Below are 25,528 nucleotides of genomic sequence, written 5' to 3'. Positions count from 1 at the left end.
CATCTGAGGTGCGGGAAATCGCGTGCATAAAAAAGGGACGGCTTACGCCATCCCTTCAGACTTAATCAGACTTGAACTCAATCAGGCATACACAGGCAGACGAGTACAAATATCGAGGACTTTCTGCTTGGTGCGTTCAATGGTCGCTTCGTCGTTGATGTTGTCCAGCACGTCAGCAATCCAGCCAGCCAGTTCACGCACGTCAGCTTCTTTAAAGCCACGACGCGTCACTGCTGGGGTACCGATACGCACACCAGAGGTCACAAATGGGCTCTTCGGATCGTTTGGTACGCTGTTTTTGTTCACAGTGATGTTGGCACGGCCCAACGCGGCATCCGCTTCTTTACCGGTCAGGTTTTTGCTCACCAGGTCAATCAGGAACAGGTGGTTATAAGTTCCACCGGAAACGATGTTGTAGCCACGCTCCAGCAGCACTTCAACCATCGCCTTCGCGTTCTTAGCCACTTGCTGCTGGTAAGTCTTGAACTCTGGCTCCATCGCTTCTTTAAACGCTACCGCTTTACCTGCGATCACGTGCATCAGCGGGCCACCCTGACCACCCGGGAACACCGCGGAGTTCAGTTTTTGTACAGGTCTTCGTCACCGTTCTTCGCCAGAATCAGACCACCACGAGGACCCGCCAGGGTTTTGTGGGTGGTTGAAGTCACGATGTGAGCATGTGGCACCGGGTTCGGGTAGACGTCTGCTGCGATCAGACCGGCAACGTGCGCCATGTCAACGAACAGATAAGCGCCAACGCTATCCGCGATTTCACGCATTTTAGCCCAGTCACAGATGCCAGAATAAGCAGAGAAACCACCGACTATCATTTTTGGCTTATGCGTTTTTGCCAGCTCAGCCAATTCGTCGTAGTTGATTTTGCCCGTTTCATCGATGCCGTAAGGGATAACGTTATACAGTTTGCCTGACAGGTTAACCGGAGAACCGTGGGTCAAGTGACCACCGTGTGCCAGGTTCATCCCAAGGATGGTGTCGCCCGGCTGCAGCAGCGCAGTGTACACCGCGAAGTTAGCCTGGGAACCTGAGTGCGGCTGCACGTTGGCAAAGTCTGCGCCGAACAACGCTTTCGCGCGGTCAATCGCCAGCTGCTCAACGATATCAACGTATTCACATCCGCCGTAGTAGCGTTTGCCCGGATACCCTTCAGCATATTTGTTGGTGAGCTGTGAACCTTGCGCCTGCATTACGCGTGGGCTGGTGTAGTTTTCAGAAGCAATCAGTTCAATGTGCTCTTCCTGACGCACCTTTTCTTGCTCCATAGCCTGCCACAACTCGGCATCATAATCGGCAATGTTCATATCACGCTTTAACATCCGGCATCTCCTGACTAGCTAACTTTTTTAACGGCAGTTTAGGCCCCGGCAAGGGGCGAAGGCCAACAGTGTAAACGGTTTTGTCAGGTGACGGTAGCGTCAATACCCTCTTTTTACGCAAACGATTGGCATGGCGCTGGAACGGGTTTTTTACGGTTTTATGCCCGCCTGGAAATCAGGATATTTGCTCAACCGGAAGTGGAAAATTTTTCAGGTTTGTGGCCCAGCTTCCACCTTTCTTGCTTTGTCCGTAAACAAAACAGGGGATTTACAGGCAGGATGAACGATCATAAGATGCATTTAAAATACATATTTAAAGTCATCATAAGGAATTCACCATGCTTGATGCACAGACTATCGCTACCGTTAAATCCTCCTTACCCGCTATTGCTCAGCTTGGCCCGCAACTCACTGGCCATTTCTATCAGCGTTTGTTAACGCAACATCCGGAGCTGAAAAACGTTTTCAATATGAATAATCAGCGCAGCGGCAATCAGCGAGAAGCGCTGTTCAATGCCGTTGTGGCGTATGGCAGCAATTTGGAGAATCTGGCGGTGTTGTTACCGGCGGTTGAAAAGATTGCGCAGAAGCACACCAGCCTGAATATTCAGCCGGCGCAATATGCGGTGGTGGGCGAAACGCTGCTGGCGACCATCGAAGAGCTACTGAATCCCGGCGATGAGGTCTTGCAGGCGTGGGGCAAAGCGTACGGCGTGCTAGCCGATGTATTTATCCAGCGTGAAGAGGCGATTTATTGCGCTTCAGAGGAGAAAGTCGGCGGCTGGCGTGGCGCGCGTGACTTCCGTATCCGCGCCATTAACCACGAAAGCTCAGTGATCAAAAGCTTTGAGCTGGTGCCCAACGATGGCCAGCCCGTCGCGGAATTTCTGCCCGGACAATATCTGGCGGTCAGTCTGCGGCCTGAAGGTAACGAGAACATCCAGCATCGCCAATATTCGCTGACCCACTTACCCAACGGTCAATCCTATCGCATTGCGGTGAAGTGCGAGGAACACGGCAGCGTTTCCGGCTGGCTGCATGCTCATGCCAGGGTCGGCGATATTGTGCAATGTGCGGCTCCGGCGGGTGATTTCGCTCTGCAGACTGAAGCGACAGCGCCGATCACACTGATTTCTGCCGGAGTTGGGCAAACGCCGATGCTGGCGATGTTAGCCACCTTGGCCGAACAGCAACATGCGGGAGCCGTCAATTGGCTGCATGCGGCGGAATGCGGTTCACAGCATGCCTTTGCAGACGAAGTGAAAGCAGTCGGTGCGCGCCTGCCTGATTTCTCCAGCCATATCTGGTATCGCCAGCCGGAGGAGAATGACGCAGGTCGCTATGATGCGCAGGGCTTGATGGATCTGGCCAGCGTCTCCAGCCAGCTGGGCCAGAACGATCGCCAATTCTGGCTGTGCGGCCCACTGCCGTTTATGCAGTTCGTTGCACGTCAGCTGCTTGATGCCGGTGTCAGTGCCGACCGTATTCACTACGAAGTCTTTGGCCCACACAAAGTGCTATAAACACAAAAGCCTGCGCAATGCAGGCTTTTATCGGGCTGACGAGGGGGCTTAGATCGCCTCTTCGTCTTCTTCTCCGGTACGAATACGCACAACGCGCGCCACATCGAAAACGAAGATTTTGCCGTCGCCGATTTTACCGGTCTGCGCAGTTTCATGATGGTTTCTACGCAGGTATCCACAATATCATCACCCACTACCATTTCGATTTTCACTTTTGGCAGAAAATCGACCATGTACTCTGCGCCACGATACAGCTCAGTGTGGCCTTTCTGACGACCAAAGCCCTTCACTTCACTGACCGTCATCCCGGTGATGCCGACTTCAGCTAACGCTTCGCGTACATCATCGAGTTTGAATGGTTTAATAATTGCATCGATCTTTTTCATGACAGATCCTTTTTTCACTCCCTCCATGATGGACGGATACCGTTAGTATATGTGTTCCTGACGCTGCCGCAGCAAGCTACTCTTTAAATTCACTGGCGTCCAGCTCATGGCGTGATAGCAGCTTATAGAATTCAGTACGGTTACGTCCAGCCAGACGCGCGGCGTTGGTGACATTTCCCTTGGTCATTTGCAGCAGCTTGCGCAGATAGTTCAGCTCAAACTGATTACGCGCCTCCACAAACGTCGGCAGTGCGGTATTTTCGCCCGCCAGCGCCTGTTCAACCAGCGCATCGCTAATCACCGGGGAAGTGCTGAGCGCCACACACTGCTCAATCACGTTGACCAACTGACGCACGTTGCCAGGCCAGCTGGCGCCCACCAAGCGCTTCATGGCGTCGATCGAGAAGCTGCGCACAAACGGCTTATGCCGTTCAGCCGACTGGCGCAAAAGATGGTTAGCCAGCAGCGGGATGTCTTCCGCACGTTCATGCAGTGCCGGGATTTTCAGGTTCACCACGTTGAGACGATAGTAGAGATCTTCGCGGAAACTCTTCTTCTCCATCGCTTTGGGCAGATCGCGATGGGTGGCGGAGATAATACGCACATTAATATCCACATCCCGGTTACTACCGAGCGGACGTACTTTGCGCTCCTGCAGCACACGTAATAGCTTGACCTGAAGCGCCTGCGGCATATCACCAATTTCATCAAGAAACAGCGTGCCGCCCTCCGCTGCCTGGAACAGTCCTTCACGGGCACTGACCGCCCCGGTGAAAGCGCCTTTGGCATGACCAAAGAGTTCCGACTCCAGCAGTTGCTCCGGAAGCGCCCCACAGTTAATGGCGATAAACGGTTTGGTTGCACGTGGGCTGGCGGCATGAATCGCCTGGGCCAGCACCTCTTTACCGGTGCCGCTTTGGCCGTTAATCAACACGCTGACGTCTGATTGCGCCACCATATGCGATTGATCCAGCAATCGCAGCATCAGTGGATTGCGTGTCACCACCGCTTCTCGCCAGGTGTCATCACTCACCGGCGCACGCTGCGCCAGGGCTTCATCAATCGCTTTGTACAACGCATCACGATCCACCGGCTTGGTGAGAAAGCTAAAAACACCCTGCTGCGTGGCGGCAACCGCTTCGGGAATGGAACCGTGCGCGGTGAGAATGATCACCGGCAATCCGGCATGACGCTTTTGGATCTCACCAAATAACGCCAGCCCGTCCATTTCATCCATGCGCAGATCGCTGATCACCAGATCAACTTTCTCTTTCTGCAATTGCCTCAGCGCGTCTGGACCACTTTCCGCCGTGGTGACCTGGAATCCTTCGCTGCTTAAGCGCATGCCGAGCAGTTTCAGCAGGCCAGGATCGTCATCCACCAGCAATAAACGTGCGGACTGTTTCATGGTTACTGATCCTCACTTTGTGCATCACTGGCACCGTGTGACGCATCGCTGCTGTCCACCGGTTTACGCGATGACAGCTGGCGTTCGATGTCGGTTAAGCGCTCGAGCTTGCGCTGGGTATCTTCAAGAGACTGGCGCAATTTGGTCTGCTGCTGGCGCAGACTGTCCATCTCAGCGTCATTGCTCTGCTGGAGTGCCGCATAGCGGCTTCGTTCGCCGCTTAATGCCAGCAGCGCCGTCTGGTTACTGCGCCACAGCATTAACAACGGGCGCACGGTGGCCGGATAGGACGCACTGTAACCCTCGAGTGTCTCCACAAACTGGCGGCGTTCAAATGGCGTAACATTGCCATTCGACAACAGAATGCCTTGTTTGAAGGCGCGCGCCCAACCTTGTACCGGCCAGCGACGGGCCTCTGCCCGAGCTTCCGCCGGCGATAAACGCTCGCCGCAATCGATAGCCCGCTGCCAGTAAAGTGGATTATTCATCGCTGCAGGCGTTTCAATTTTCCACACATTCTGACAGTCGGTTGCCAGATAATCCGGCAGCCGCACGTCTGGTTCGGAAAGCGGAGTGCCATCGTGTAACGTACTGCTCGTTGACGGCGTCTGACAGGCGCTGAGCCCGAACGCCATTAACGCGCAGCTAAAAAGTTTAATCAGGGAGAGTTTCATTAATCAGGCATTCCCGGCACTGGTCGTCAAAATGATTCGAAAACAGACATCCGCATCCTTGCGCGTTACCAATTGCAAATCGCCCTGCATCCTGCGCAGACAATCTTTGGCGATGCTTAAACCCAGTCCGCTGCCTTTAACCGGCCCTTTGCGCTGTTGGCTGCCCTGATAAAAGGGCTCAAAGATCATCGCCTGCTCTTCAGCCGGAATCGGTGTGCCGGTGTTAGCCACCTCAATCCACACCTGGTTGCCTTTCTGCTGGCTCTGCAGCCAGATGTTACCGGATTCGCTGCCGTAGTTCACGGCGTTCGAATAGAGGTTGTCGATGACCCTTTGCAGCAGTGTCGCCTCGGCCAGGCAATGCACCACCTGCAAATCGATATGCGTTGTCATCTGACGCGCACTGGCTGGCAGTGAATGGACTTTCACCACCGAATCAATGATGTCACGCAACGCCACCGGCTCCAGCGCCAGTGGGCCATCCGCCAGCTTACGGTTGTAATCCAGCAGCTGTTCAATTAACCGCTGCAAATGGCGGCTGCTGGTATCGAGGATCGCCACCACCTCTTGCTGCTCTGCATTCAACGGCCCGGCCACCTGATCGGCCAATAACTCGGTGCCTTCGCGCAAGCTGGCAAGCGGAGTTTTCAGTTCGTGCGAGAGATGGCGCAGAAACTCATGACGCTGCGCTTCCAGCCAGCTTAGCCGCTCGCTGAGCCACACGATGCGCTGACCCAGCGAGCGAATTTCACGCGGCCCACGAAAACTCACGCTATCACCGAGCGCTTTGCCCTGTCCAAGGCGGTTAATCATGCGCTCTACGCGTTTTACCGGACCGATAATCATGCCGGTAAACAGCAACACTAACGCCAGACTGATCAGGAACAGAATCAGCGCCTGCCAGCCAAAAAACTGGCCGCGATCGGCAATTTCACGTTGCAGCTGCAGACCGCGCGAAAACACCACTTCTCGCGTCGCCTGCACCATCTGCGCGTTGGCATCAGAAAAATGTTCGAGTGCGGTAGCGGCTTTGGTGACGGGATTACCGTTGTCGCACTGCACGCTGGCGAGCTGCGGCAAGGTATCCTGCAGCGCTTTAAATGATGGGAGGTCCGGTAAACTGGCGGCGTGGCTGGTGAGCATTTGGCCATAACGCGTCCACTGTGTCTGATACAACTTTTGCAGTGAAGCATCACCCAACACGCAATATTGACGATAACTGCGTTCAAGCTCGATCGCGGTGCGCGCCATGGCTTCGCTGCGGCGCACATCGGTAAAGGTATTGCGGTTCGTATCCGCCGCCTGATCGCTCAGTGCGGAAAGGCTTTCCCAGGCTTGCCAGGCCAGCACCAGTAGCGGCAGTAGCACCAGCAAGAATGCCATTAATACCAATTGCCGCAGGGATCGGGGAAACAGACGCCATCTCTTCACTACCGCACTTCCTTAAATGTGAGCTGCTGGCATGCTAACGAAGTATCAAATAGGAAGAAAGTACAGAAAGGAAAACGGCAGCCCTTTTGGGCTGCCGTGAGAGCGACGCCGCGGCATCGCTTGCAAAATAGGTGGAGCCTAACTCAACGTTGCGTCCGATGCTTGATAACGTTGCAAAGCAAGCGATTATCGGTTGGGTGGACGGCAGGCTCCGTTTGGTGCGTCATTCGAATTTTATGAGCTCAACCGCAGTGCGGGGCAATCATAGACAGGTGAATGAGCAACGTTGTAAGTATAGCAACAATCGTGCCAGAAATGAAATAGCATGAATAATCAGAGTAATGCGAGGCGTGACGCAGTTTTTTATGAAAAAGCGGACCGGCTGGTCTGATGAAAGTGTCGCTAATTAGCAACGCGTTACTCAGCGAAAATTACAGGCTTTTATAATCAATGAGTTAAATGTCACCATTTGGAGACACTTAGAATGCGCTTTTGTCGCCGATCTCCGACACGGCATGGGTGAGACGCCGGTAACAGCAGATTCCAGGATGAACCGTCCAAAAAAAGGTCGCCCTGCGGCGACCTCTCATGCTGTTGGATAAACTTAACCCAGCTGCTTACGTGCGTTGCGGAAGATACGCATCCATGGGCTATCCTCGCCCCACTCTGCCGGATGCCACGAGTTGCTCACGGTGCGGAACACGCGTTCTGGGTGCGGCATCATGATCGTTACGCGGCCACTTTCGTTGGTGACTGCAGTGATACCGTTCGGTGAACCGTTCGGGTTCGCCGGGTAGCTCTCAGTGACTTTACCGAAGTTATCCACGAAGCGCAGTGCCACCAGGCCTTTGCTTTCCAGCTGAGCCAGGTGCGTGCCATCACGCACTTCCACAAAACCTTCACCGTGCGAAACAGCGATTGGCATGTGAGAACCGGCCATGCCGTCCAGCAACAGTGACGGGCTGGCAGCCACTTCAACGAGGCTGAAACGCGCTTCAAAGCGCTCAGACTGGTTACGGACGAAGCGCGGCCAAAGTTCGCTACCTGGAATCAACTCACGCAGGTTCGACATCATCTGGCAACCGTTACACACGCCCAGCGCCAGCGTCTGTGGACGGTGGAAGAAGTTTTCGAACTCGTCACGCACGCGGCCGTTGAACAGAATCGACTTCGCCCAACCTTCACCAGCGCCAAGAACGTCACCGTAAGAGAAGCCACCGCACGCTACCAGCGCCTGGAACTCTTCCAGACCACGGCGGCCTGCCAGCAGATCACTCATGTGCACGTCAACCGCGGTGAAGCCAGCACGATGGAAGGCAGCGGCCATCTCAACGTGGGAGTTCACGCCCTGCTCGCGCAGTACGGCAACACGTGGACGCGCGCCAGTGGCGATCATTGGGGCGGCAACGTCTTCTTCCGGCTTGAAAGTCAGATGCACATTCAGGCCAGGATCGTTGTCGTTTTTCTTCGCTTCGTGTTCCTGATCGGCACAAGCTGGGTTATCGCGCAGACGCTGCATCTGCCAGGTGGTTTCTGCCCACCAGGTACGCAGTGTGTTACGGCTTTCGCTGTACACCACGCTGTCGCCAGAACGAATCACAAAGCGATCGCCTGACAACGCCTGACCAATCACGTGAACGTTGCTGCTCAGGCCATGGTCGGCAAACACTTTCTCAACGGCTGCACGATCTGCCGCGTTAATCTGGATCACTGCACCCAGCTCTTCGGTGAACAGTGCAGCCAGCGCATCGTTGCCCAGTGCCGCGATATCCGCTTCGATACCGCAATGGCCGGTGAAGGCCATTTCTGCCAGCGTCACCAGCAATCCGCCATCGGAACGGTCATGGTAAGCCAGCAGTTTCTGCTCGGCCACCAGCGCCTGAATGGCGTTGAAGAAGCCCGCCAGTTGAGATGCATCACGCACGTCGGCTGGCTTATCGCCTAACTGACGATAAACCTGTGACAGCGCAGTTGCGCCCAGCGTGTTCGCGCCATTACCCAGATCCACCAGCAACAGCAGGTTATCCTGGTCGGCCTGCAGCTGCGGGGTCACGGTGCGACGCACATCTTCTACGCGTGCAAACGCGGTGATCACCAGCGAAAGCGGTGAGGTCATCTCACGTTCTTCGGTGCCCTGCTGCCAGCGAGTTTTCATCGACATCGAGTCTTTGCCGACCGGGATAGTAATTCCCAGCGCCGGGCACAGCTCTTCGCCAACCGCTTTGACTGCCGCATACAAACCAGCATCTTCGCCTGGGTGACCGGCTGCGGCCATCCAGTTTGCTGAGAGCTTCACGCGCTGCAGGGAACCAATCGAGGTGGCGGCCAGGTTGGTCAGCGCTTCACCGACGGCCAGACGGCCCGATGCAGCGAAGTCCAGCAAGGCCACGGGCGCGCGTTCACCCAGTGAGAAAGCTTCGCCGTGATAGCTGTCCAGGCTGGCAGTGGTCACGGCACAGTTGGCCACCGGGATCTGCCATGGGCCGACCATTTGGTCACGCGCCACCATGCCGGTGACCGAACGGTCACCGATGGTAATCAGGAAGGTTTTCTCTGCCACGGTTGGCAGATGCAGTACGCGATTAACGGCATCTGCCACGGTAATCCCGTCACGCACCAGCGCATCGCCTTTAGCTTGCTGAGTGGCAACATCACGCGTCATCTTCGGCGTTTTGCCCAACAGCACGTCCAGCGGCATATCGATAGGATTGTTATCGAAGTGACTATCCGCCAGGTTCAGATGCAGCTCTTCGGTGGCTTCACCGATCACCGCATAAGGTGCGCGCTCACGCTTGCACAGCTCGTCAAACAGCGCCAGCTGAGCCGGTGCCACTGCTAACACATAGCGTTCCTGAGATTCGTTACACCACACTTCCAGCGGGCTCATGCCTGGCTCATCGTTGAGGATGTCGCGCAGGTTGAAGTTACCGCCACGGCCGCCATCGCTCACCAGTTCTGGCATCGCGTTAGACAGACCGCCTGCACCTACATCATGGATGAACAGAATCGGGTTGGCTTCGCCCAGCTGCCAGCAACGGTCGATCACTTCCTGGCAACGGCGTTCCATTTCTGGGTTGTCACGCTGCACCGATGCGAAATCAAGGTCAGCATCAGACTGGCCAGACGCCATCGAAGAGGCTGCACCGCCGCCCAAACCGATGTTCATGGCGGGTCCGCCGAGTACGATCAGTTTCGCACCCACGACGATCTCACCTTTCTGCACATGGTCACCACGGATGTTACCAATACCGCCCGCCAGCATGATCGGCTTATGGTAACCACGCAGTTCTGAGCCATTATGGCTGTTGACGCGCTCTTCATAAGTACGGAAGTAACCGTTCAATGCTGGACGACCAAACTCGTTGTTGAACGCCGCGCCGCCCAGTGGGCCTTCGGTCATGATATCCAGCGCGGTAACGATGCGATCCGGCTTACCGAAATCCTCTTCCCACGGCTGTTCAAAACCAGGAATACGCAGGTTAGAAACTGAGAAGCCTACCAGACCGGCTTTTGGCTTCGCGCCACGTCCGGTCGCGCCTTCATCACGGATTTCACCGCCGGAACCGGTCGCAGCACCTGGCCATGGCGAAATCGCGGTCGGGTGGTTGTGGGTTTCCACTTTCATCAGGATATGCGCATCTTCCTGATGGAAGGCATATTCGCCCTTCTGCGCATCAGCGTAGAAGCGGCCAACCTCAGAACCTTCCATTACCGCAGCGTTGTCTTTATAAGCAGACAGCACGTGCTCTGGATTATGTTCGAAGGTGTTTTTAATCATTTTAAACAGCGATTTCGGCTGTTTTTCACCGTCGATGATCCAATCGGCGTTGAAGATTTTATGACGACAGTGCTCCGAGTTTGCCTGAGCAAACATATACAGCTCGATGTCGTTTGGATTGCGACCCAGCTTGGTAAACGCATCCAGCAGATAGTCGATTTCGTCATCGGCCAGCGCCAGACCCAACGTGGTGTTGGCCTGTTCCAGCGCAATGCGGCCGGCACCCAGCACATCCACGCTTTTCAGCGGCTGTGGCTCATGGTGCGCGAACAGTTGCTGCGCATCATTGAGGTCACCGAACACGGTTTCCATCATGCGGTCATGCAGCAGGCTAGCCAGCTGTTGCCACTGCGCTTCAGTCAGCTGCGGGGCCTGCACATAGAAGGCCATACCGCGTTCGAGGCGGATAACCTGCGGCAAATCGCAGTTGTGGGCAATATCAGTGGCTTTTGATGACCACGGAGAAATGGTGCCGGGACGCGGCGTCACCAGCAACAGACGCCCTTGTGGCGCGTGCTCGGCGAGAGAAGGACCGTATTTCAGCAAACGTTGCAGGCGGGCGTGCTCATCCGCACTCAGTGGTGCACTGACATCGGCAAAATGGACGTACTCGGCGTAAATATCACTCACTGGCAGGTGAGCGTCCTGAAAGCGGGTCAGCAGTTTGTTTACACGAAATGCCGACAGAGCGGGCGAACCACGCAGAATTTCCATCATCAAAGATCTCTCGTCTTTGAAGCGCCGGGCGACGCTTCATTGGGCGCAACAGGGAAAACGGGCGGTATTATAGAGAAACAGCACGGGTTACGAAACCGTTTGCGCATAAAATCTGGCACTCAGCATTTGGATGAATTTTGCACAATTCTTGCTATATAAGTTGCCCTGCTCCGCTTTGTTGCGCAAAATGCCCCTCGCTCTGGGAGTAAAAACAACACAAATACTGCCTTAAAAAGACAGAGGCCTGTGAGCCATTAAGAGACAACTATTTGAAACGCCTGAAAATAAACTATCTGTTGATCGGTCTGATCACAGTGCTGCTTGCGCTGGCACTGTGGCCTTCCATCCCCTGGTACGGGGGCGGAAAAGACGCGTTATCACAGATTAAATCACGTGGAGTGCTGCGCATCAGTACCGTCAACTCCCCGCTGACTTACTACACCATCAACAATGCACCAGCCGGTATGGATTACGAGCTGGCGAAACGCTTCGCCGATTATCTTGGCGTCAAACTCGAGGTAACGGTACGCCCGAATCTCGGTGATTTGTTTGACGATCTTGATGATGGTAAAGCCGATTTGCTGGCAGCAGGACTGATCTACAACGGTGAACGCCTCGCCCACTATCAAAGTGGACCAAGCTATTACTCGGTGTCGCAACAGCTGGTGTATCGCATCGATAAGCCTCGGCCGAAAAGCCTCGGCGATCTCAAAGGCCGCCTGATTGTGCAGTCCGGTTCGGCATATCTGTCAACTTTACGTTCCGCTAAAGCTGACAGCTATCCCGATCTCGATTGGGCGATTTCTACCGATCAGGGGCAGAAAGCGCTGCTGGAAGCCGTCGCCGATGGCAAACTCGATTACACGGTCGGCGATTCCGTCACCATCGGCCTGTTACAGCGTATTCATCCGCAGCTGGCTGTGGCGTTCGACATCACCGATGAAGAGCCGGTTACCTGGTATCTGCCGCGTAATGACGATGACAGCCTGAATGCGGCGATGCTCGACTTCTATAGCCAAATGGGTGAAGAAGGCGCGATGGCGCGGCTGGAAGAAAAATATCTCGGCCACGTTGGCACCTTTGATTACGTCGACACCCGCACTTTCCTGCGCGCGATTGATAACACGCTGCCGGATATCAAACCGCTGTTTGAGAAATACGCGGCGAGCATGGACTGGCGCCTGCTGGCAGCGATTTCTTATCAGGAGTCGCACTGGAATCCGCAAGCTACGTCGCCCACCGGCGTGCGTGGCATGATGATGTTGACGCGTAACACTGCGGACAGCCTCGACGTCAACGATCGCCTTGATCCTGAGCAGAGCATCCGGGGTGGCAGTGAATACCTGAAGCGGATGATGGAGAAGGTGCCAGAGACGATTCCAGAAGATGAACGCATCTGGTTCGCGCTCGCCGCCTATAACATGGGCTACGCGCATATGCTGGATGTGCGTAAGCTGACCTCAAAACAGGGCGGCAACCCGGACAGCTGGGCGGATGTGAAGTTACGCCTGCCGATGCTAAGCCAAAAACGTTACTACGCGCAGACCACTTATGGCTACGCGCGTGGTCATGAGGCTTACAACTACGTCGAGAATATCCGTAAGTATCAGATCAGTCTGGTGGGTTACCTGCAAGAGCAGGATAAGCGATTGGCGCAGCAGTCAGCGCTGGAAGCGGAGTTGGGCGCCGGTTACCCGGCGGTCGAACCGAAGATTGCGATGAACTAACCCTCGCGCTGCGCCTGACGCAGCGCTTTCTTTTGCTCGCGGCGCATGCGGAAGAAATCACTCAGCATCCCGGCGCACTCTTCTGCCAGCACACCGCAATCAATCTGGATCTGATGATTCATGCCCGGATGACCAATCACATCCATGAGTGAACCCGCTGCGCCTGTTTTCTCATCTTTTGCGCCATACACCAGGCGAGTAATACGGCTGTGCACCATTGCGCCGGCACACATCACGCAGGGCTCCAGCGTCACATATAAGGTGGTGTCGAGCAGGCGATAGTTTTCGAGGATTTTACCGCCCTGCCGCAGCGCCATGATTTCGGCATGGGCGGTGGGATCGCACTGGCCAATCGGTCGATTCCAGCCTTCGCCGATCACTTTGTCGCCCTGCACCAATACCGCGCCCACCGGCACTTCGCCCTGTTCCCACGCGCGACGCGCCAGCTCCAGCGCATGGCGCATCCAATATTCATCAGTTTGTGGGTTCACCGGGCAACTCCTGCGGATTGAAAAGGCGGCGCATTATAGACGGAATCGCCGCGTGATTCACTCCAGCTGTTGCAGCTCACCGCGCGGTGTCACCCGCCAGCGATGCTGGCAGAAGAACAACAGCGGGTTATCCTGTTTGCTGTCGCTGTAACCGCTGTAAAGTTGCAACGGCGTGCCAATCTTCTCTTCGAGCTGCGCCACCTTTTCATGGCCGAGACAGCGCATCGCCAGCACTCGTCCGCCATGACCTGGCTGCATCTGGCTGGCAATCAGTTGTACGCGCGGCAGGAACGCTGAATCGAAATACACCTGTTCCACCAGCGATTGCGGTGAACCGGTGATCAGCCACACGTCAGCATCATCACTGCTGAGATAATCGGTCAGTCGCTGTTGCACCACCGGAAAGGCGGTAACACGCTGACGGAACCAGATTGCGAACTCCGCTTCGCGTTGACGCAAACGCGACTCACTGTGGCCAAAGGTAATGGCCCACAGCAGCAGGCTCATCGGCCAGCGTGCGGCGCGTCCTTTAAACAGCATCCCCAAACCAATCACTGGCAACAGCGGCACCACCAACAGGACGTTGATCGGCTGACGTCGCAGCAGATAACGCATAAAAGTGCCAAACATGTCCTGCTGATGCAGCGTGCCATCAAGATCGAAAACACCACGCGGCGTTGCGTACCCTTAGTCAAACTCCACTCCTTATCTTTCCTTTCTACGGCTTGCTCTACAGTGTAGCCAGCTTCGTCGCCGGGGGCGAAAGCGGTCATTTTTAATTCCAATCGCCACAATGCCAGCTGAATAGTTTATTCTTTGTGTCGGCGTGCTGTCATCTAAACCTGACGGTGCGAAAAGAGACTAAGCTCAAGCGGGATTAGATGGATTAAGGATCGAACATGAGTTCATTGCTGCGAATTCGCCAGCTCTACCCTCGACTGGCGCTAAATGAGCGTCGGCTGGCGGATTTTTGCTGTCGCAGCCGGATCGGGCACGGCATCTGAGTTCACAAAACTGGCTGAGGAATCGGGCGTCAGCCAGTCGAGCGTGGTGAAGTTTGCCCAGAAATTGGGCTATAAGGGATTTCCTGCGCTGAAACTGGCACTTAGCGAATCACTGGCGGATCGCGACGCCATCACTGTTCACAACCATATTCTCAGCGACGACCCGCTGAAAGTGGTCGGCGAGAAGTTGCTGACCGAGAAAATTTCCGCCATCCGCGCCACGCTGGATATCAACAGCGAAGAGAAACTGCTGCAGACGCTGCAATTGCTTAAAAATGCCAATCGGATTCTGCTGGTCGGGATCGGTGCGTCGGGTTTGGTGGCAAAAGACTTCTCATGGAAGCTGATGAAGATTGGCATTAACGCCGTGGCCGAGCAGGATATGCATGCTCTGCTGGCCAGCGTGCAAGCGATGGCGCCGGGCGATGTGCTGCTGGCCATCTCTTATACCGGCGAGCGCCGCGAAATCAATCTGGCAGCGCAGGAAGCCGCGCAGCTTGGCGTCGATGTACTGTCGTTTACTGGATTTACGCCTAACTCACTGCAGCAATGCTCAACGATATGCTTGTACACCGTTGCAGAGGAGCAGAGTACGCGCAGTGCGGCCATCTCTTCGACCAGCGCACAACTGGCGTTGACTGATCTGCTGTTTATGGCACTGGTGCAACACGATCCAGAACGCGCATCGAGCCACATTCGTCATAGCGAAGAATTGGTGAGAAAGCTGGTCTAAGCGCGCAAAAAAGGCCGTTATCCGGCCTTTTTATTGAGCTGCGTAGGATCGTGACGACAAGCCTGGCGGCTGGCGTGTTGCAGGTTATGCAGACACTCATCGCATAAAGAGGCATCGTCCGAGAGCCAACGAGCCAGCCACCCTCGCGCAACTCCGCAATGAATACATTGCTGCTTTATAAACATTTCTTTCAACGAGTTAATTTTTTTCATAATGCTTACGACAAGCGTATTTGCGGATAATTTCCGCACAAAATGATAACTCGGAATATTCCTAATTCCTACCTCAGCGATGATGAATTTTGCTTCAGTATGCTGAATCAATCCTTTGTTTGATCCAGCGCAACTAACCCTGCGCATCCCGACGTGGGTTTTATGCTATGGTGCGCGCCTTCATTACCACGCTAGCGGCAATCATGGCTTTACTTATTACGGCGAAATGCATCAATTGCGATATGTGCGAACCTGAGTGCCCGAACCAGGCCATCCGTTTAGGTGAGGCGATCTATGAGATTGATGTCGACCGCTGCACCGAGTGCGTGGGTCATTATGATGTGCCGACCTGCCAGAGCGTCTGCCCGATTGATAACACCATAATCTCTGACCCACAGCACCCGGAAACCCGTGAAGCGCTGTGGGAGAAGTTCGTGGTGCTGCATCCTTAATCTTCGATGATCACCGTGGCGCAGGCATAGTGACGCTCATCGGCCAGCGTGACATGCACATGTTTTACGCCCAGCTGGCTGGCAATCACTTTTGCCTGTTCGAAGAAGCGTAAGCCCGGTTTGCCGAGCGCATCGTTGTACACTTCGAATTGATTGAACGCCAGGCCACCGCGAATGCCGGTGCCGAAGGCTTTGGCCGCCGCTTCTTTCACCGCAAAACGTTTGGCAAGAAAGCGCACCGGTTGCTGGTGCGCCTGATATTGCTGCCACTCGGCTTCGCTCAATACGCGTCGAGCCAGACGATCGCCAGAGCGTTCAATCACGCCAGCAATACGTTCGATTTCAACGATGTCACTGCCGAGTCCGAGAATCGCCATTAACGACGCGCTTCCCGCATCAGCTGCTTCATCTCTGACACCGCATCCGCCAAACCACTGAACAGCGCGCGGCCAATAATGGCGTGACCAATGTTCAGTTCATGCATTTCTGGCAATGCCGCAATGGGTTGCACATTGTGGTACGTCAGACCGTGGCCGGCGTTAACCTTTAAGCCCAGGCTGGCCGCGAAGGTGGCCGCTTTGCGAATACGCGACAATTCGGCTTCACGCTCCAGCCCTTCCGGTGCTTCCGCATAGGCGCCAGTGTGGATCTCAATGTAGGGCGCGCCGCTGGCAACGGCCGCTTCAATCTGGCGGTGATCGGCATCAATAAACAGTGACACTAAAATGCCCGCGTCATTTAACAGCGCAACGGCAGCGTTGATTTTGTCCTGCTGACCCGCCACATCCAACCCACCTTCAGTGGTCACTTCCTGACGCTTTTCCGGCACCAGACACACAAAATGCGGCTTGATGTCGCAGGCAATGTCGATCATCTCATCGGTCACCGCCATCTCCAGATTCATACGCGTCTGGATGGTGTCGCGCAGAATACGCACATCGCGATCGGTGATATGGCGACGATCTTCGCGCAGGTGCACAGTGATGCCATCCGCGCCCGCCTGTTCTGAAACAAACGCCGCCTGGACTGGATCGGGATAATTCGTGCCACGTGCGTTACGTACGGTGGCGATGTGGTCAATGTTGACCCCTAACAGCAACTCAGCCATGACAATCCTTAAATAGGTTCAGTGTTTTTGCAGTGTACCGTGCTGAGAATATCAGGCGGTACGACCAGCGCTAGTCGTTTGCCACATCGGGCTTCTTTTTTGGCACAAACTGGCGAAACAGTTCCTGACTCTTCAGCGGTTTGCCGCCCAGATAAGGCTTAAGCGCCATGCGCGTGAAGCGTTTAGCCGCACGCAGGCTGTCGGCATCGGGAAACTCGCGTTCCCACAGTGCACGCAACTGGCGACCGGTAAAACTGCGTTGATTGACCACCAGACTGGCGATAAAGCCCTTCTCTTCACGGTAGCTGTAAGTCATGCCGTCATCGATCTCTTCGCCACTGCCTGCGCAGTGCAGAAAATCTACGCCGTAACCCAAATGGCCCAGCAGCGCCAGTTCAAAACGACGCAGCGCCGGTTCAGGCGTGCCGCTGCCTGCGGCCAGCATCTGGATGCAATTCAGATAATCAAAGAAGAGATCGGAGAAAGGAATTTCCTGCTCAAGCACGCGAGACAGCAGTTCGTTAACGTACAGCCCGCAGTAGAGCGTGATGCCACCGAGCGGGAGTGCCAGCGACACCGCTTCGGCACTGCGCAGCGTTTTCACTTCGCCACGTCCCCCCCAGCGCACCAGCAGCGGTGTGAAGGGTTGTAGTGCGCCTTTAAGATGCGAACGGCGCGAGCGCGCGCCTTTGGCCAGGACGCGGACGCGCCCTTCGCTTTCGCTGAACAGATCGAGGAGGAGGCTGGTTTCGCTGTAAGGGCGACTATGCAGCACAAAGGCGCGTTGCCAGCCTTCCATCAATTATTCGTCTGTGTAACCCAGGCTGCGCAGCGCACGTTCATCGTCCGCCCAACCCGATTTCACTTTAACCCACAGTTCAAGATGCACTTTGGCTTCAAACATCTCTTCCATGTCTCTGCGCGCTTCGATTCCGATGGTTTTAATCTTGGCGCCTTTGTTGCCAATCACCATCTTCTTCTGCCCTTCGCGCTCGACCAGGATCAGGCCGTTAATGTCATAACCACCGCGATCGTTAGAGACGAACTGTTCGATTTCCACGGTCACAGAGTACGGCAGTTCCGCACCGAGGAAGCGCATCAGTTTTTCACGAATGATCTCAGACGCCATAAAGCGCTGGGAACGATCGGTGATGTAATCTTCCGGGAAGTGGTGGTCAGATTTTGGCAGGCATTTACGCGCGATAGCAGCAATGGCATCGACGTTCTTACCGTTTTCTGCAGAGATCGGCACGATCTCAAGGAAGTTCATCTGCTGGCTCAGGAACTGCAGGTGCGGCAGCAGAATGCTTTTATCCTGGATGTTGTCGACTTTGTTGATCGCCAACACCACTGGCACAGTGCCGTCACGCAGCTTGTTCAGCACCATTTCGTCGTCTGGCGTCCAGCGCGTGCCTTCCACGACAAAATCACCAGCTCTACATCACCAATTGAGCTGCTGGCAGCACGGTTCATCAGGCGGTTAATCGCCCGTTTTTCTTCCATGTGCAGCCCTGGGGTATCCACGTAGATCGCCTGATAAGCGCCTTCGGTGTGAATGCCCATGATGCGGTGACGCGTGGTTTGCGGTTTACGCGAGGTGATCGACACTTTCTGCCCCAATAATTGGTTCAGTAAGGTGGATTTGCCGACGTTTGGTCGGCCGACAATCGCGATAAAGCCGCTGTGTGTTTCGATTTCGCTCATTCGAGTCCTGACTTGGGCAGCGTCGCTGTCGACGCTGCGATATGACTATTTATTTATTCGAGACCAAGCTTGATTAACGCCTGTTCGGCGGCGGCTTGCTCTGCTTTACGGCGGCTGGAACCTACGCCCACCACCGGATCTGCCATGCCACTCACCTGACAGTGAATGGTGAATTCCTGATCGTGCGCTTCGCCATGGACCTGCACCACCAGATAGGATGGCAGCGGCAGATGACGTCCTTGCAGATACTCCTGCAGTCGCGTTTTCGGATCTTTTTGTTTATCGCCAGGGCTGATCTCATCGAGGCGATTTTGGTACCAATCGAGAATCAGCTTCTCAACCGTTTGAATATTGCTGTCGAGGAAGATACCGCCAATCAGCGCTTCTACCGTATCGGCGAGAATCGATTCACGACGGAAACCGCCGCTCTTCAGCTCGCCCGGTCCCAGACGTAAACATTCGCCGAGTTCAAACTCCCGCGCCATCTCTGCCAGGGTGTTGCCCCGCACCAACGTGGCGCGCATGCGGCTCATGTCACCTTCATCCACACGCGGGAAGCGGTGATAAAGCGCATTGGCAATCACATAGCTGAGAATGGAATCGCCAAGAAATTCAAGACGTTCATTGTGTTTACTGCTGGCACTGCGGTGAGTCAATGCTTGCTGCAGTAGTTCCGGATGAGTAAAAGTGTAGCCCAGTTTGCGCTGCAGCTTGTTAATAAGGATGGGGTTCATGCGATTCCAGTTATTCTGTGCGTCTGTAACTCTGCATACGAAACAGGGCTGAACTTCCAACACGTTCTGTTTAGTGTGCAGTGGCCCCCCGAGAGAAGCCAACCGTGTTGCCCACCGCAGTGGGCACTGTTATTAGTGGATTCCGCCGATGCGACTCAAGCGCACGCCCGTTGGCCACTGTCCTTCTTGTTTATCAAAGCTCATCCAGATAGCCACCGCTTTACCGACAAGATTCTTCTCAGGCACAAAGCCCCAGTAGCGGCTGTCGGCGCTGTTATCGCGGTTATCACCCATCATGAAATATTGGCCTTCCGGCACAATCCATGTGGATTGGGGCTGACCCGGCTGCTGATAATACATGCTTGCCTGGCTTTGCGCTTCGTTTACCAGAAGAATATCGTGCGTAACGGTACCCAGGGTCTCTTTACGAGCGCCGAGACGCAGACCGCCCTTCATGGTTTCACCCTGCGGAGCCTGGAAGAAGCCGTTACCGGTTTCATTGCCGTCAAATCCACTGAAGGTCTGAATAAAGCTGCTTGGCTCAATATTGGTGTAGGTGACGGGCAACGCAGTGTCGCATTTGCCGGTACCGCAGCCTGGATTGATGGTCAGCGTTTTACTGTACGGATCAAACACCACTTTATCGCCCGGTAATCCGATGACGCGTTTAATGTAATCAACGCTCGGATCCTTAGGATATTTAAACACCGCCACATCACCGCGCTGCGGATGACCGGTTGGGATCAACGTGGTTTGGGTGATCGGATCTTTGATGCCGTACGCAAACTTCTCCACCAGGATGAAATCACCAATCAGCAGCGTTGGCATCATTGAGCCTGATGGAATCTGGAATGGCTCAAAAATAAACGAGCGTACAATCAGTACCACCGCCAGCACCGGGAAAACCGATGCGGCCGTTTCTACCCAACCTGGCTGAGCCGCCACTTTGGCCAGCGTTTTGCCGTCCAATGCGTTACCCGCCTGCGCTTGTGCAGCTGCCTGCTTAGCACGACGCGCCGGAGCCCATTTGAAGCGATCGATACACCAGATAACACCGGTTATCAGGGTGGCGATCACCAGAATCAGGGCAAACATGTTAGCCATTAAAGTTCCTTATTTGCTGTCTTTACCGACATGCAGAATGGCGAGGAAGGCTTCCTGCGGCAGCTCAACGTTGCCGACCTGCTTCATTCGCTTCTTACCGTCTTTCTGCTTCTGCAACAGTTTTTTCTTACGGCTAACGTCGCCGCCATAGCATTTTGCAATGACGTTTTTACGCAGCTGCTTGACCGTTGAGCGAGCGATAATGTGGTTGCCGATTGCCGCCTGAATCGCGATATCGAACTGCTGACGCGGGATCAGTTCTTTCATCTTCTCCACGAGGTCGCGGCCACGATACTGCGAGTTTTCACGGTGGGTAATCAGCGCCAGCGCATCAACACGTTCTGAGTTAATCATCACGTCGACACGCACCATGTCAGAGGTTTGGAAACGTTTGAAGTTATAATCCAGCGATGCATAGCCGCGAGACGTCGATTTTAAACGGTCGAAGAAGTCGAGCACCACTTCTGCCATCGGAATTTCATAAGTCAGCGCAACCTGCTTGCCGTGGTAAACCATGTTGGTCTGCACACCGCGTTTTTCGATACACAGGGTAATCACGTTACCGAGGTACTCTTGCGGCAACAGCATGTGACACTCGGCGATCGGCTCGCGCAGCTCTTCAATGTTGTTGAGTGGCGGCAGCTTAGAAGGGCTGTCTACATACACCGTTTCGCCATTGGTTGTGACCACTTCATAGACTACTGTCGGCGCGGTGGTGATCAGTTCGAGATCGTATTCACGCTCCAGACGCTCCTGAATGATCTCCATGTGCAGCAGACCCAGGAAGCCAATGCGGAAGCCGAAGCCCAGCGCGGTTGAGCTTTCTGGTTCATAGAACAGTGACGCATCGTTGAGGCTCAATTTGCCCAGCGCATCACGGAACGCTTCATAATCATCAGAGCTGATTGGGAACAAACCGGCGTAAACCTGTGGCTTCACTTTCTTAAAGCCGGGCAGTACTTTGTCAGCCGGGTTGCGCTGCAGCGTCAGGGTGTCACCTACTGGCGCGCCCATGATGTCTTTAATCGCACAGACCAGCCAGCCTACTTCACCGCAATTCAGTTCAGTACGATCGAGCTGTTTCGGCGTGAAGATGCCCAGGCGGTCAGCGTTGTAGGTCTGACCGGTGCTCATGACTTTAACTTTGTCGCCTTTGCGCAGCGTGCCGTTTTTAATACGGATCAGCGACACCACGCCAAGGTAGTTATCGAACCATGAGTCGATGATCAATGCTTGCAGCGGACCTTCTGGATCCCCGACTGGCGGCGGAATATCACGCACCAGACGCTCCAGTACTTCAGGAACGCCGACGCCGGTTTTGGCGGAGCAGCGTACCGCGTCGGTTGCATCGATACCCACGATGTCTTCAATTTCTTCCGCCACGCGCTCTGGATCGGCCGCAGGCAGGTCGATTTTGTTCAGTACCGGTACCACTTCCAGATCCATTTCCATCGCGGTGTAGCAGTTCGCCAGCGTCTGAGCTTCAACGCCCTGGCCTGCATCGACCACCAGTAATGCTCCTTCACATGCCGCCAGTGAGCGGGAAACTTCGTACGAGAAGTCAACGTGGCCGGGAGTATCGATAAAATTGAGCTGGTAAGTTTCACCGTCTAGCGCTTTGTAATCGAGCGTCACGCTCTGCGCTTTAATTGTAATGCCGCGCTCGCGCTCCAGATCCATGGAGTCCAGAACCTGCGCCGCCATCTCACGATCGCTAAGGCCACCACAAATCTGAATCAAACGGTCAGAGAGCGTTGATTTACCGTGGTCAATGTGTGCGATGACAGAGAAATTTCGTATGTGCTTCATTTATATGAATATCTTCACGTAAAAAATCAGTGGAAAACTTGAGCACAGACACATTCAGGAAAGCATGCTTCCCCTGGAACCCTGTCAGCCTCATTAATGACGACGCATATTACACTGTTAACGCCGCGCGTTAAAGAATGGAACTGTGGGGAATCGCAACTGATTTCAGCGGTTAAGCCAAAATGAAAAGGCCGCGCAAGACGCGGCCCCGACAGGGATCAAACTTCGTTTTCCACACGCAAGGCGTCGGGCGGTAATGCCACGCTGAGAATGACCGGCTGGAAGGCCTCACGTTGGCCAAATAAGCCGGAAACCCCTTTAGCCACAATAAAACCACCGATACCGCCTAACAGCGCACCGCAAGCGGCAGCCAGGTCGCTGTGGAACAACATTTGAAACGTTCCCGACAATAAAAATAGGCCAAACAGCGGCGTCATGTAAACCAGCAGCGCCGAACCTAACAGGCTGCTTTCACGGATACCCAATTCAATGCGCTGACCGGGCTGTAAAGGCTCCGGGCTGGCAATGGTCATCACATGGGCGTTCTTAGGGCCCAGTTGATTGAGTGCGTGGCTGCCGCAGCCTTTACGGGCTGAACAACTGTTACAGGAAGTTTTCGCTTCCGAGTGCAGCGTGGCAATACCTTCTTTCCACGCCACCACGGTGGCCCATTCTTTCATCATTTTTGTGCACCTGAATCTATGCTGTCCGCGATACGTTTGGCCGTAGCAGGCGGTAATTCCCCCACCACGGTGATTTCACGATTATCGCGCACTTCTGTCTGCACCGTACGACGTCCAGTGCGCAATGACTGCGGCACACTGCTTTTATCGGCAGGCGTGATATTGATGGCGAAACTAAACAGGCCATCGCTATACAGACGAGATTCCACAGTTTTGTTCATGGCCGGCATGTCGCGGCGGCTTTGCGAAATCAGCGTCATCCCCGCGGGTAGCCAGCCTGGCTGCCAACTGAGCTGCACTTTATCACCCGCTGGCAGTGACAAGGTCGGCGGCAGATTGGCTTTTTCCAGCCCCTGCATCAGGTTACGCACGCCTTCATCCACCGCAAAGCTGATCACACGAAACTGCTCTAGCGTTTCACCATCACGATCGAGCAAATCAATACGCAGCGGCAGTTTGGTATCCACATCCAGCCACACGACATAGCTGTAACGAGTACCGTCGCGTGACACGATGCGTACCACTTCGCACATTTGATCGGCCATGCGCGAGCGCCCGACTGGAATAAAATCGTAGGCATCGCCAAGACGGGAAAAATCAGCAAACATCAATCCAGGCAACGCATCAATAATGTGATTGCCCGGCAGTGAGAAGGGATCAAGCCCCGGCTCAAAATAGCTGATGTCATTGCCGCGCTGAATCACTTCACGGCGCGGCCCGTCCATCTGCAACAGCTGGGCGAAAATGCGATTATCGATGACTGCGTGACGATAGCGTAGTGATTCAATGCCCAGACGCGAGACATTGATGTAGGCGAATTCGTAGTTGAGGTTCTGGCTTGCCTGCTCCATCTGCTGCAACAACGCCCCGGAAGCAGATGTCTGCGCCGGGGCGGTGGAGGACCAAAGCAGGCTGCCTGCCAGCAGGCTAACGGCACACCAAAGTTGCTTCATTACTGCTGTTGAGTTCCTAACGACTGATTTCCTGGGACGTTAGCTTGCGCCTGCTGTGGGTCGTTCTTTTCATCGAACTGAACCTGATCGGCATGCAGACGGCGTTGTAATTCGTAATCCTGCAACATGGCATTCACACGACGACGCTGCTCCTGCACCTGCTGATTCGAACTGTTGGTATCGAATGCATCAGACGGCACACCAAGGCTGACAGGAGAAGCTTTACCCATCATCGGCAGCGTGTTGAACGCAGGGGAATCAGAGGTTTCTGTCGCACTACCGCCCGGTTGCGTATTGTAGTGCTGAACACCCACAATCACCGCCAGCGATACACAGGCAGCCACACCGATCTGCGCCAGTTGTGCAGTCCAGGTGCCACCACGACGCCAGAACGGCATTTTCTCCCAGCGTGATGGCTCAGGCTGCGCTTCAGGAATCAGCGGAGTCACTTTGCGCAATGGCTCATTTTCAATGGCCGCTGCAACGCGTGCGGAGATATCAAAATGCAGCACTTCACCGACATCACCTCGTAAGGTGTCGCGGATTAGATGGTAGCTCTCCCAGCTTTTTTGAAGATCTGCATCCTTCGACAACGACCCCAACAGCTCATTATCGAGAGTTTCACCATCCATTAAAGCGGAAAGTTTTTCTTTCTGCATGCTTTGGTACCCTTCCAGTAGCCGTTATCACTGACGTTGGATAAGCGGTTGAACTTTATTATCAATGGCCTCTCGGGCGCGGAAGATACGAGAACGAACGGTACCTACCGGGCAGTCCATGATGGCGGCAATCTCTTCGTAACTTAAGCCATCCAATTCCCTAAGGGTAATGGCCATACGCAGATCTTCGGGAAGCGCCTCAATGGTCCGAAAAACAATTTGTTTCAGTTCCTCTGACAACATTAAGTTCTCAGGGTTCGAAATTTCTTTTAATGCACCCGCACTTTCGAAATTTTCGGCATCAATCGCATCGACATCGCTGGATGGCGGACGACGCCCCTGAGCCACTAAATAGTTTTTAGCTGTATTCACCGCAATGCGGTACAGCCATGTGTAAAAGGCGCTATCGCCACGGAAGGATTCCAATGCGCGATACGCTTTGATAAAGGATTCCTGAACCACATCAGGCACATCGCCTGAAGGGACATAGCGTGAAACCAGGCTCGCCACTTTATGCTGGTATCGAATAACCAGTAAATTAAATGACTTTTGATCTCCCTTCTGAACCCGCTCAACGAGAACCTGATCCGTTAACTGCTCGCTCATCCGAGGTAATGTCTCCCCAAATCTCTTTTAATGCGTAAGTGAACTGCCAGCACATCTCATTGTTGTGAGCAAGCATGCGCTTAGAGTCATATGTTGGCCTGAAGTTCACTACGACCAGATAATTTCCGTATCGGAACCACGACATCATTGTTGTTGATTGTCTTTCAGTGTAGCGACTTGCTACGCCGTTGGTGTCTTTTGCGGCACCGATAATCGCTGGCAGAGTACCCTATGACGCCCTAATTTTCACCTTTATTACCTGAATTTTCAGAGAGTTTGGTATAAAAAACACAATGTG

At 54.4% G+C, this 25,528-nt stretch carries 19 protein-coding genes and 5 pseudogenes; 5 read left to right on the top strand and 19 right to left on the bottom strand.

The features are described 5' to 3' along the window. Nucleotides 1–81 precede the first annotated feature (81 nt). Nucleotides 82–1,334, bottom strand: a pseudogene (gene glyA / locus HA45_RS15660) (serine hydroxymethyltransferase). 130 nt (nt 1,335–1,464) lie between these two features. Here glyA and HA45_RS27655 point away from each other — a divergent pair. After that, nucleotides 1,465–1,617, top strand: coding sequence for a hypothetical protein (locus HA45_RS27655; RefSeq protein WP_211280910.1), 153 nt, complete (start codon nt 1,465–1,467; stop codon nt 1,615–1,617). A gap of 55 nt (nt 1,618–1,672) precedes the next feature. Continuing rightward, nucleotides 1,673–2,857 (top strand): NO-inducible flavohemoprotein, encoded by a 1,185-nt coding sequence (gene hmpA / locus HA45_RS15655; protein ID WP_100701297.1) that lies wholly within the window; start codon nt 1,673–1,675, stop codon nt 2,855–2,857. 48 nt (nt 2,858–2,905) lie between these two features. Here hmpA and glnB read toward each other — a convergent pair. The 5 genes and pseudogenes from glnB to purL form a co-directional block, all read right to left on the bottom strand. After that, nucleotides 2,906–3,243, bottom strand: a pseudogene (gene glnB / locus HA45_RS15650) (nitrogen regulatory protein P-II). Between the two features lie 76 nt (nt 3,244–3,319). Beyond that, on the bottom strand, nt 3,320–4,651 hold the full coding sequence (glrR, locus tag HA45_RS15645; protein ID WP_100701298.1) for a two-component system response regulator GlrR: 1,332 nt from the start codon (nt 4,649–4,651) through the stop codon (nt 3,320–3,322). Between the two features lie 2 nt (nt 4,652–4,653). After that, on the bottom strand, nt 4,654–5,325 hold the full coding sequence (gene qseG, locus HA45_RS15640; protein WP_100701299.1) for a two-component system QseEF-associated lipoprotein QseG: 672 nt from the start codon (nt 5,323–5,325) through the stop codon (nt 4,654–4,656). A 3-nt stretch (nt 5,326–5,328) separates the two neighbouring features. Continuing rightward, nucleotides 5,329–6,756 (bottom strand): sensor histidine kinase, encoded by a 1,428-nt coding sequence (locus HA45_RS15635; RefSeq protein WP_100701300.1) that lies wholly within the window; start codon nt 6,754–6,756, stop codon nt 5,329–5,331. Between the two features lie 604 nt (nt 6,757–7,360). After that, the gene (gene purL, locus HA45_RS15630; protein WP_100701301.1) at nt 7,361–11,251 is read right to left on the bottom strand and encodes a phosphoribosylformylglycinamidine synthase; all 3,891 of its coding nucleotides are present in this window, start codon (nt 11,249–11,251) and stop codon (nt 7,361–7,363) included. A 269-nt stretch (nt 11,252–11,520) separates the two neighbouring features. Here purL and mltF point away from each other — a divergent pair, with 269 nt between their 5' ends. Next, entirely contained in the window at nt 11,521–12,978 is a 1,458-nt protein-coding gene (gene mltF / locus HA45_RS15625) for a membrane-bound lytic murein transglycosylase MltF (RefSeq protein WP_100701302.1), read from the top strand. Here the strand turns inward: mltF and tadA are convergent. After that, a complete protein-coding gene (gene tadA, locus HA45_RS15620; protein WP_097118618.1) occupies nt 12,975–13,469 on the bottom strand; it encodes a tRNA adenosine(34) deaminase TadA in 495 nt (164 codons plus the stop codon). The two genes, mltF and tadA, sit on opposite strands and share 4 nt — an antisense overlap. Nucleotides 13,470–13,526: 57 nt before the next feature. Then, nucleotides 13,527–14,164 (bottom strand): annotated as a pseudogene (yfhb, locus tag HA45_RS15615) (phosphatidylglycerophosphatase C). Nucleotides 14,165–14,368: 204 nt separating this feature from the next. Here yfhb and HA45_RS15610 point away from each other — a divergent pair. Next, nucleotides 14,369–15,206 (top strand): annotated as a pseudogene (locus HA45_RS15610) (MurR/RpiR family transcriptional regulator). Between the two features lie 415 nt (nt 15,207–15,621). Continuing rightward, entirely contained in the window at nt 15,622–15,870 is a 249-nt protein-coding gene (locus HA45_RS15605; RefSeq protein WP_100701376.1) for a YfhL family 4Fe-4S dicluster ferredoxin, read from the top strand. Here HA45_RS15605 and acpS read toward each other — a convergent pair. The 11 genes and pseudogenes from acpS to rpoE all read right to left on the bottom strand — a co-directional run bounded on the left by acpS (nt 15,867) and on the right by rpoE (nt 25,230). Continuing rightward, on the bottom strand, nt 15,867–16,247 hold the full coding sequence (gene acpS / locus HA45_RS15600; RefSeq protein WP_034825626.1) for a holo-ACP synthase: 381 nt from the start codon (nt 16,245–16,247) through the stop codon (nt 15,867–15,869). The two genes, HA45_RS15605 and acpS, sit on opposite strands and share 4 nt — an antisense overlap. Then, nucleotides 16,247–16,978 (bottom strand): pyridoxine 5'-phosphate synthase, encoded by a 732-nt coding sequence (gene pdxJ / locus HA45_RS15595; protein WP_100701306.1) that lies wholly within the window; start codon nt 16,976–16,978, stop codon nt 16,247–16,249. The genes acpS and pdxJ overlap by 1 nt, the downstream gene beginning before the upstream one ends. A 70-nt stretch (nt 16,979–17,048) precedes the next feature. Further along, nucleotides 17,049–17,777: a DNA repair protein RecO gene (gene recO, locus HA45_RS15590; protein ID WP_100701307.1), complete on the bottom strand. Its 729-nt coding sequence runs from the start codon at nt 17,775–17,777 to the stop codon at nt 17,049–17,051. Between the two features lie 3 nt (nt 17,778–17,780). Beyond that, nucleotides 17,781–18,682, bottom strand: a pseudogene (gene era, locus HA45_RS15585) (GTPase Era). A 53-nt stretch (nt 18,683–18,735) separates the two neighbouring features. After that, complete coding sequence (rnc, locus tag HA45_RS15580) at nt 18,736–19,416, bottom strand: ribonuclease III (protein ID WP_100701309.1); 681 nt, start codon at nt 19,414–19,416, stop codon at nt 18,736–18,738. Between the two features lie 132 nt (nt 19,417–19,548). Continuing rightward, nucleotides 19,549–20,520 carry a signal peptidase I gene (gene lepB / locus HA45_RS15575; RefSeq protein ID WP_100701310.1) on the bottom strand — a complete coding sequence of 324 codons (972 nt, stop codon included), beginning with the start codon at nt 20,518–20,520 and terminating at the stop codon, nt 19,549–19,551. Between the two features lie 9 nt (nt 20,521–20,529). Further along, nucleotides 20,530–22,329 carry a translation elongation factor 4 gene (lepA, locus tag HA45_RS15570; RefSeq protein WP_100701311.1) on the bottom strand — a complete coding sequence of 600 codons (1,800 nt, stop codon included), beginning with the start codon at nt 22,327–22,329 and terminating at the stop codon, nt 20,530–20,532. A 218-nt stretch (nt 22,330–22,547) separates the two neighbouring features. Continuing rightward, on the bottom strand, nt 22,548–23,012 hold the full coding sequence (gene rseC, locus HA45_RS15565) for a SoxR-reducing system protein RseC (protein WP_100701312.1): 465 nt from the start codon (nt 23,010–23,012) through the stop codon (nt 22,548–22,550). Continuing rightward, the gene (gene rseB, locus HA45_RS15560) at nt 23,009–23,965 is read right to left on the bottom strand and encodes a sigma-E factor regulatory protein RseB (RefSeq protein ID WP_100701313.1); all 957 of its coding nucleotides are present in this window, start codon (nt 23,963–23,965) and stop codon (nt 23,009–23,011) included. Before rseB ends, rseC begins: the two co-directional genes overlap by 4 nt. After that, on the bottom strand, nt 23,965–24,624 hold the full coding sequence (gene rseA, locus HA45_RS15555; protein WP_100701314.1) for an anti-sigma-E factor RseA: 660 nt from the start codon (nt 24,622–24,624) through the stop codon (nt 23,965–23,967). The genes rseB and rseA overlap by 1 nt, the downstream gene beginning before the upstream one ends. Nucleotides 24,625–24,651: 27 nt before the next feature. Continuing rightward, entirely contained in the window at nt 24,652–25,230 is a 579-nt protein-coding gene (gene rpoE, locus HA45_RS15550; protein WP_038645348.1) for an RNA polymerase sigma factor RpoE, read from the bottom strand. Nucleotides 25,231–25,528 lie beyond the last annotated feature (298 nt).

The organism is Pantoea rodasii (assembly GCF_002095465.1).
Classification (GTDB): domain Bacteria; phylum Pseudomonadota; class Gammaproteobacteria; order Enterobacterales; family Enterobacteriaceae; genus Pantoea; species Pantoea rodasii.
Note: the sequence above shows the minus strand (reverse complement) of the source record. Positions and strands in the feature narration are given on the sequence as shown.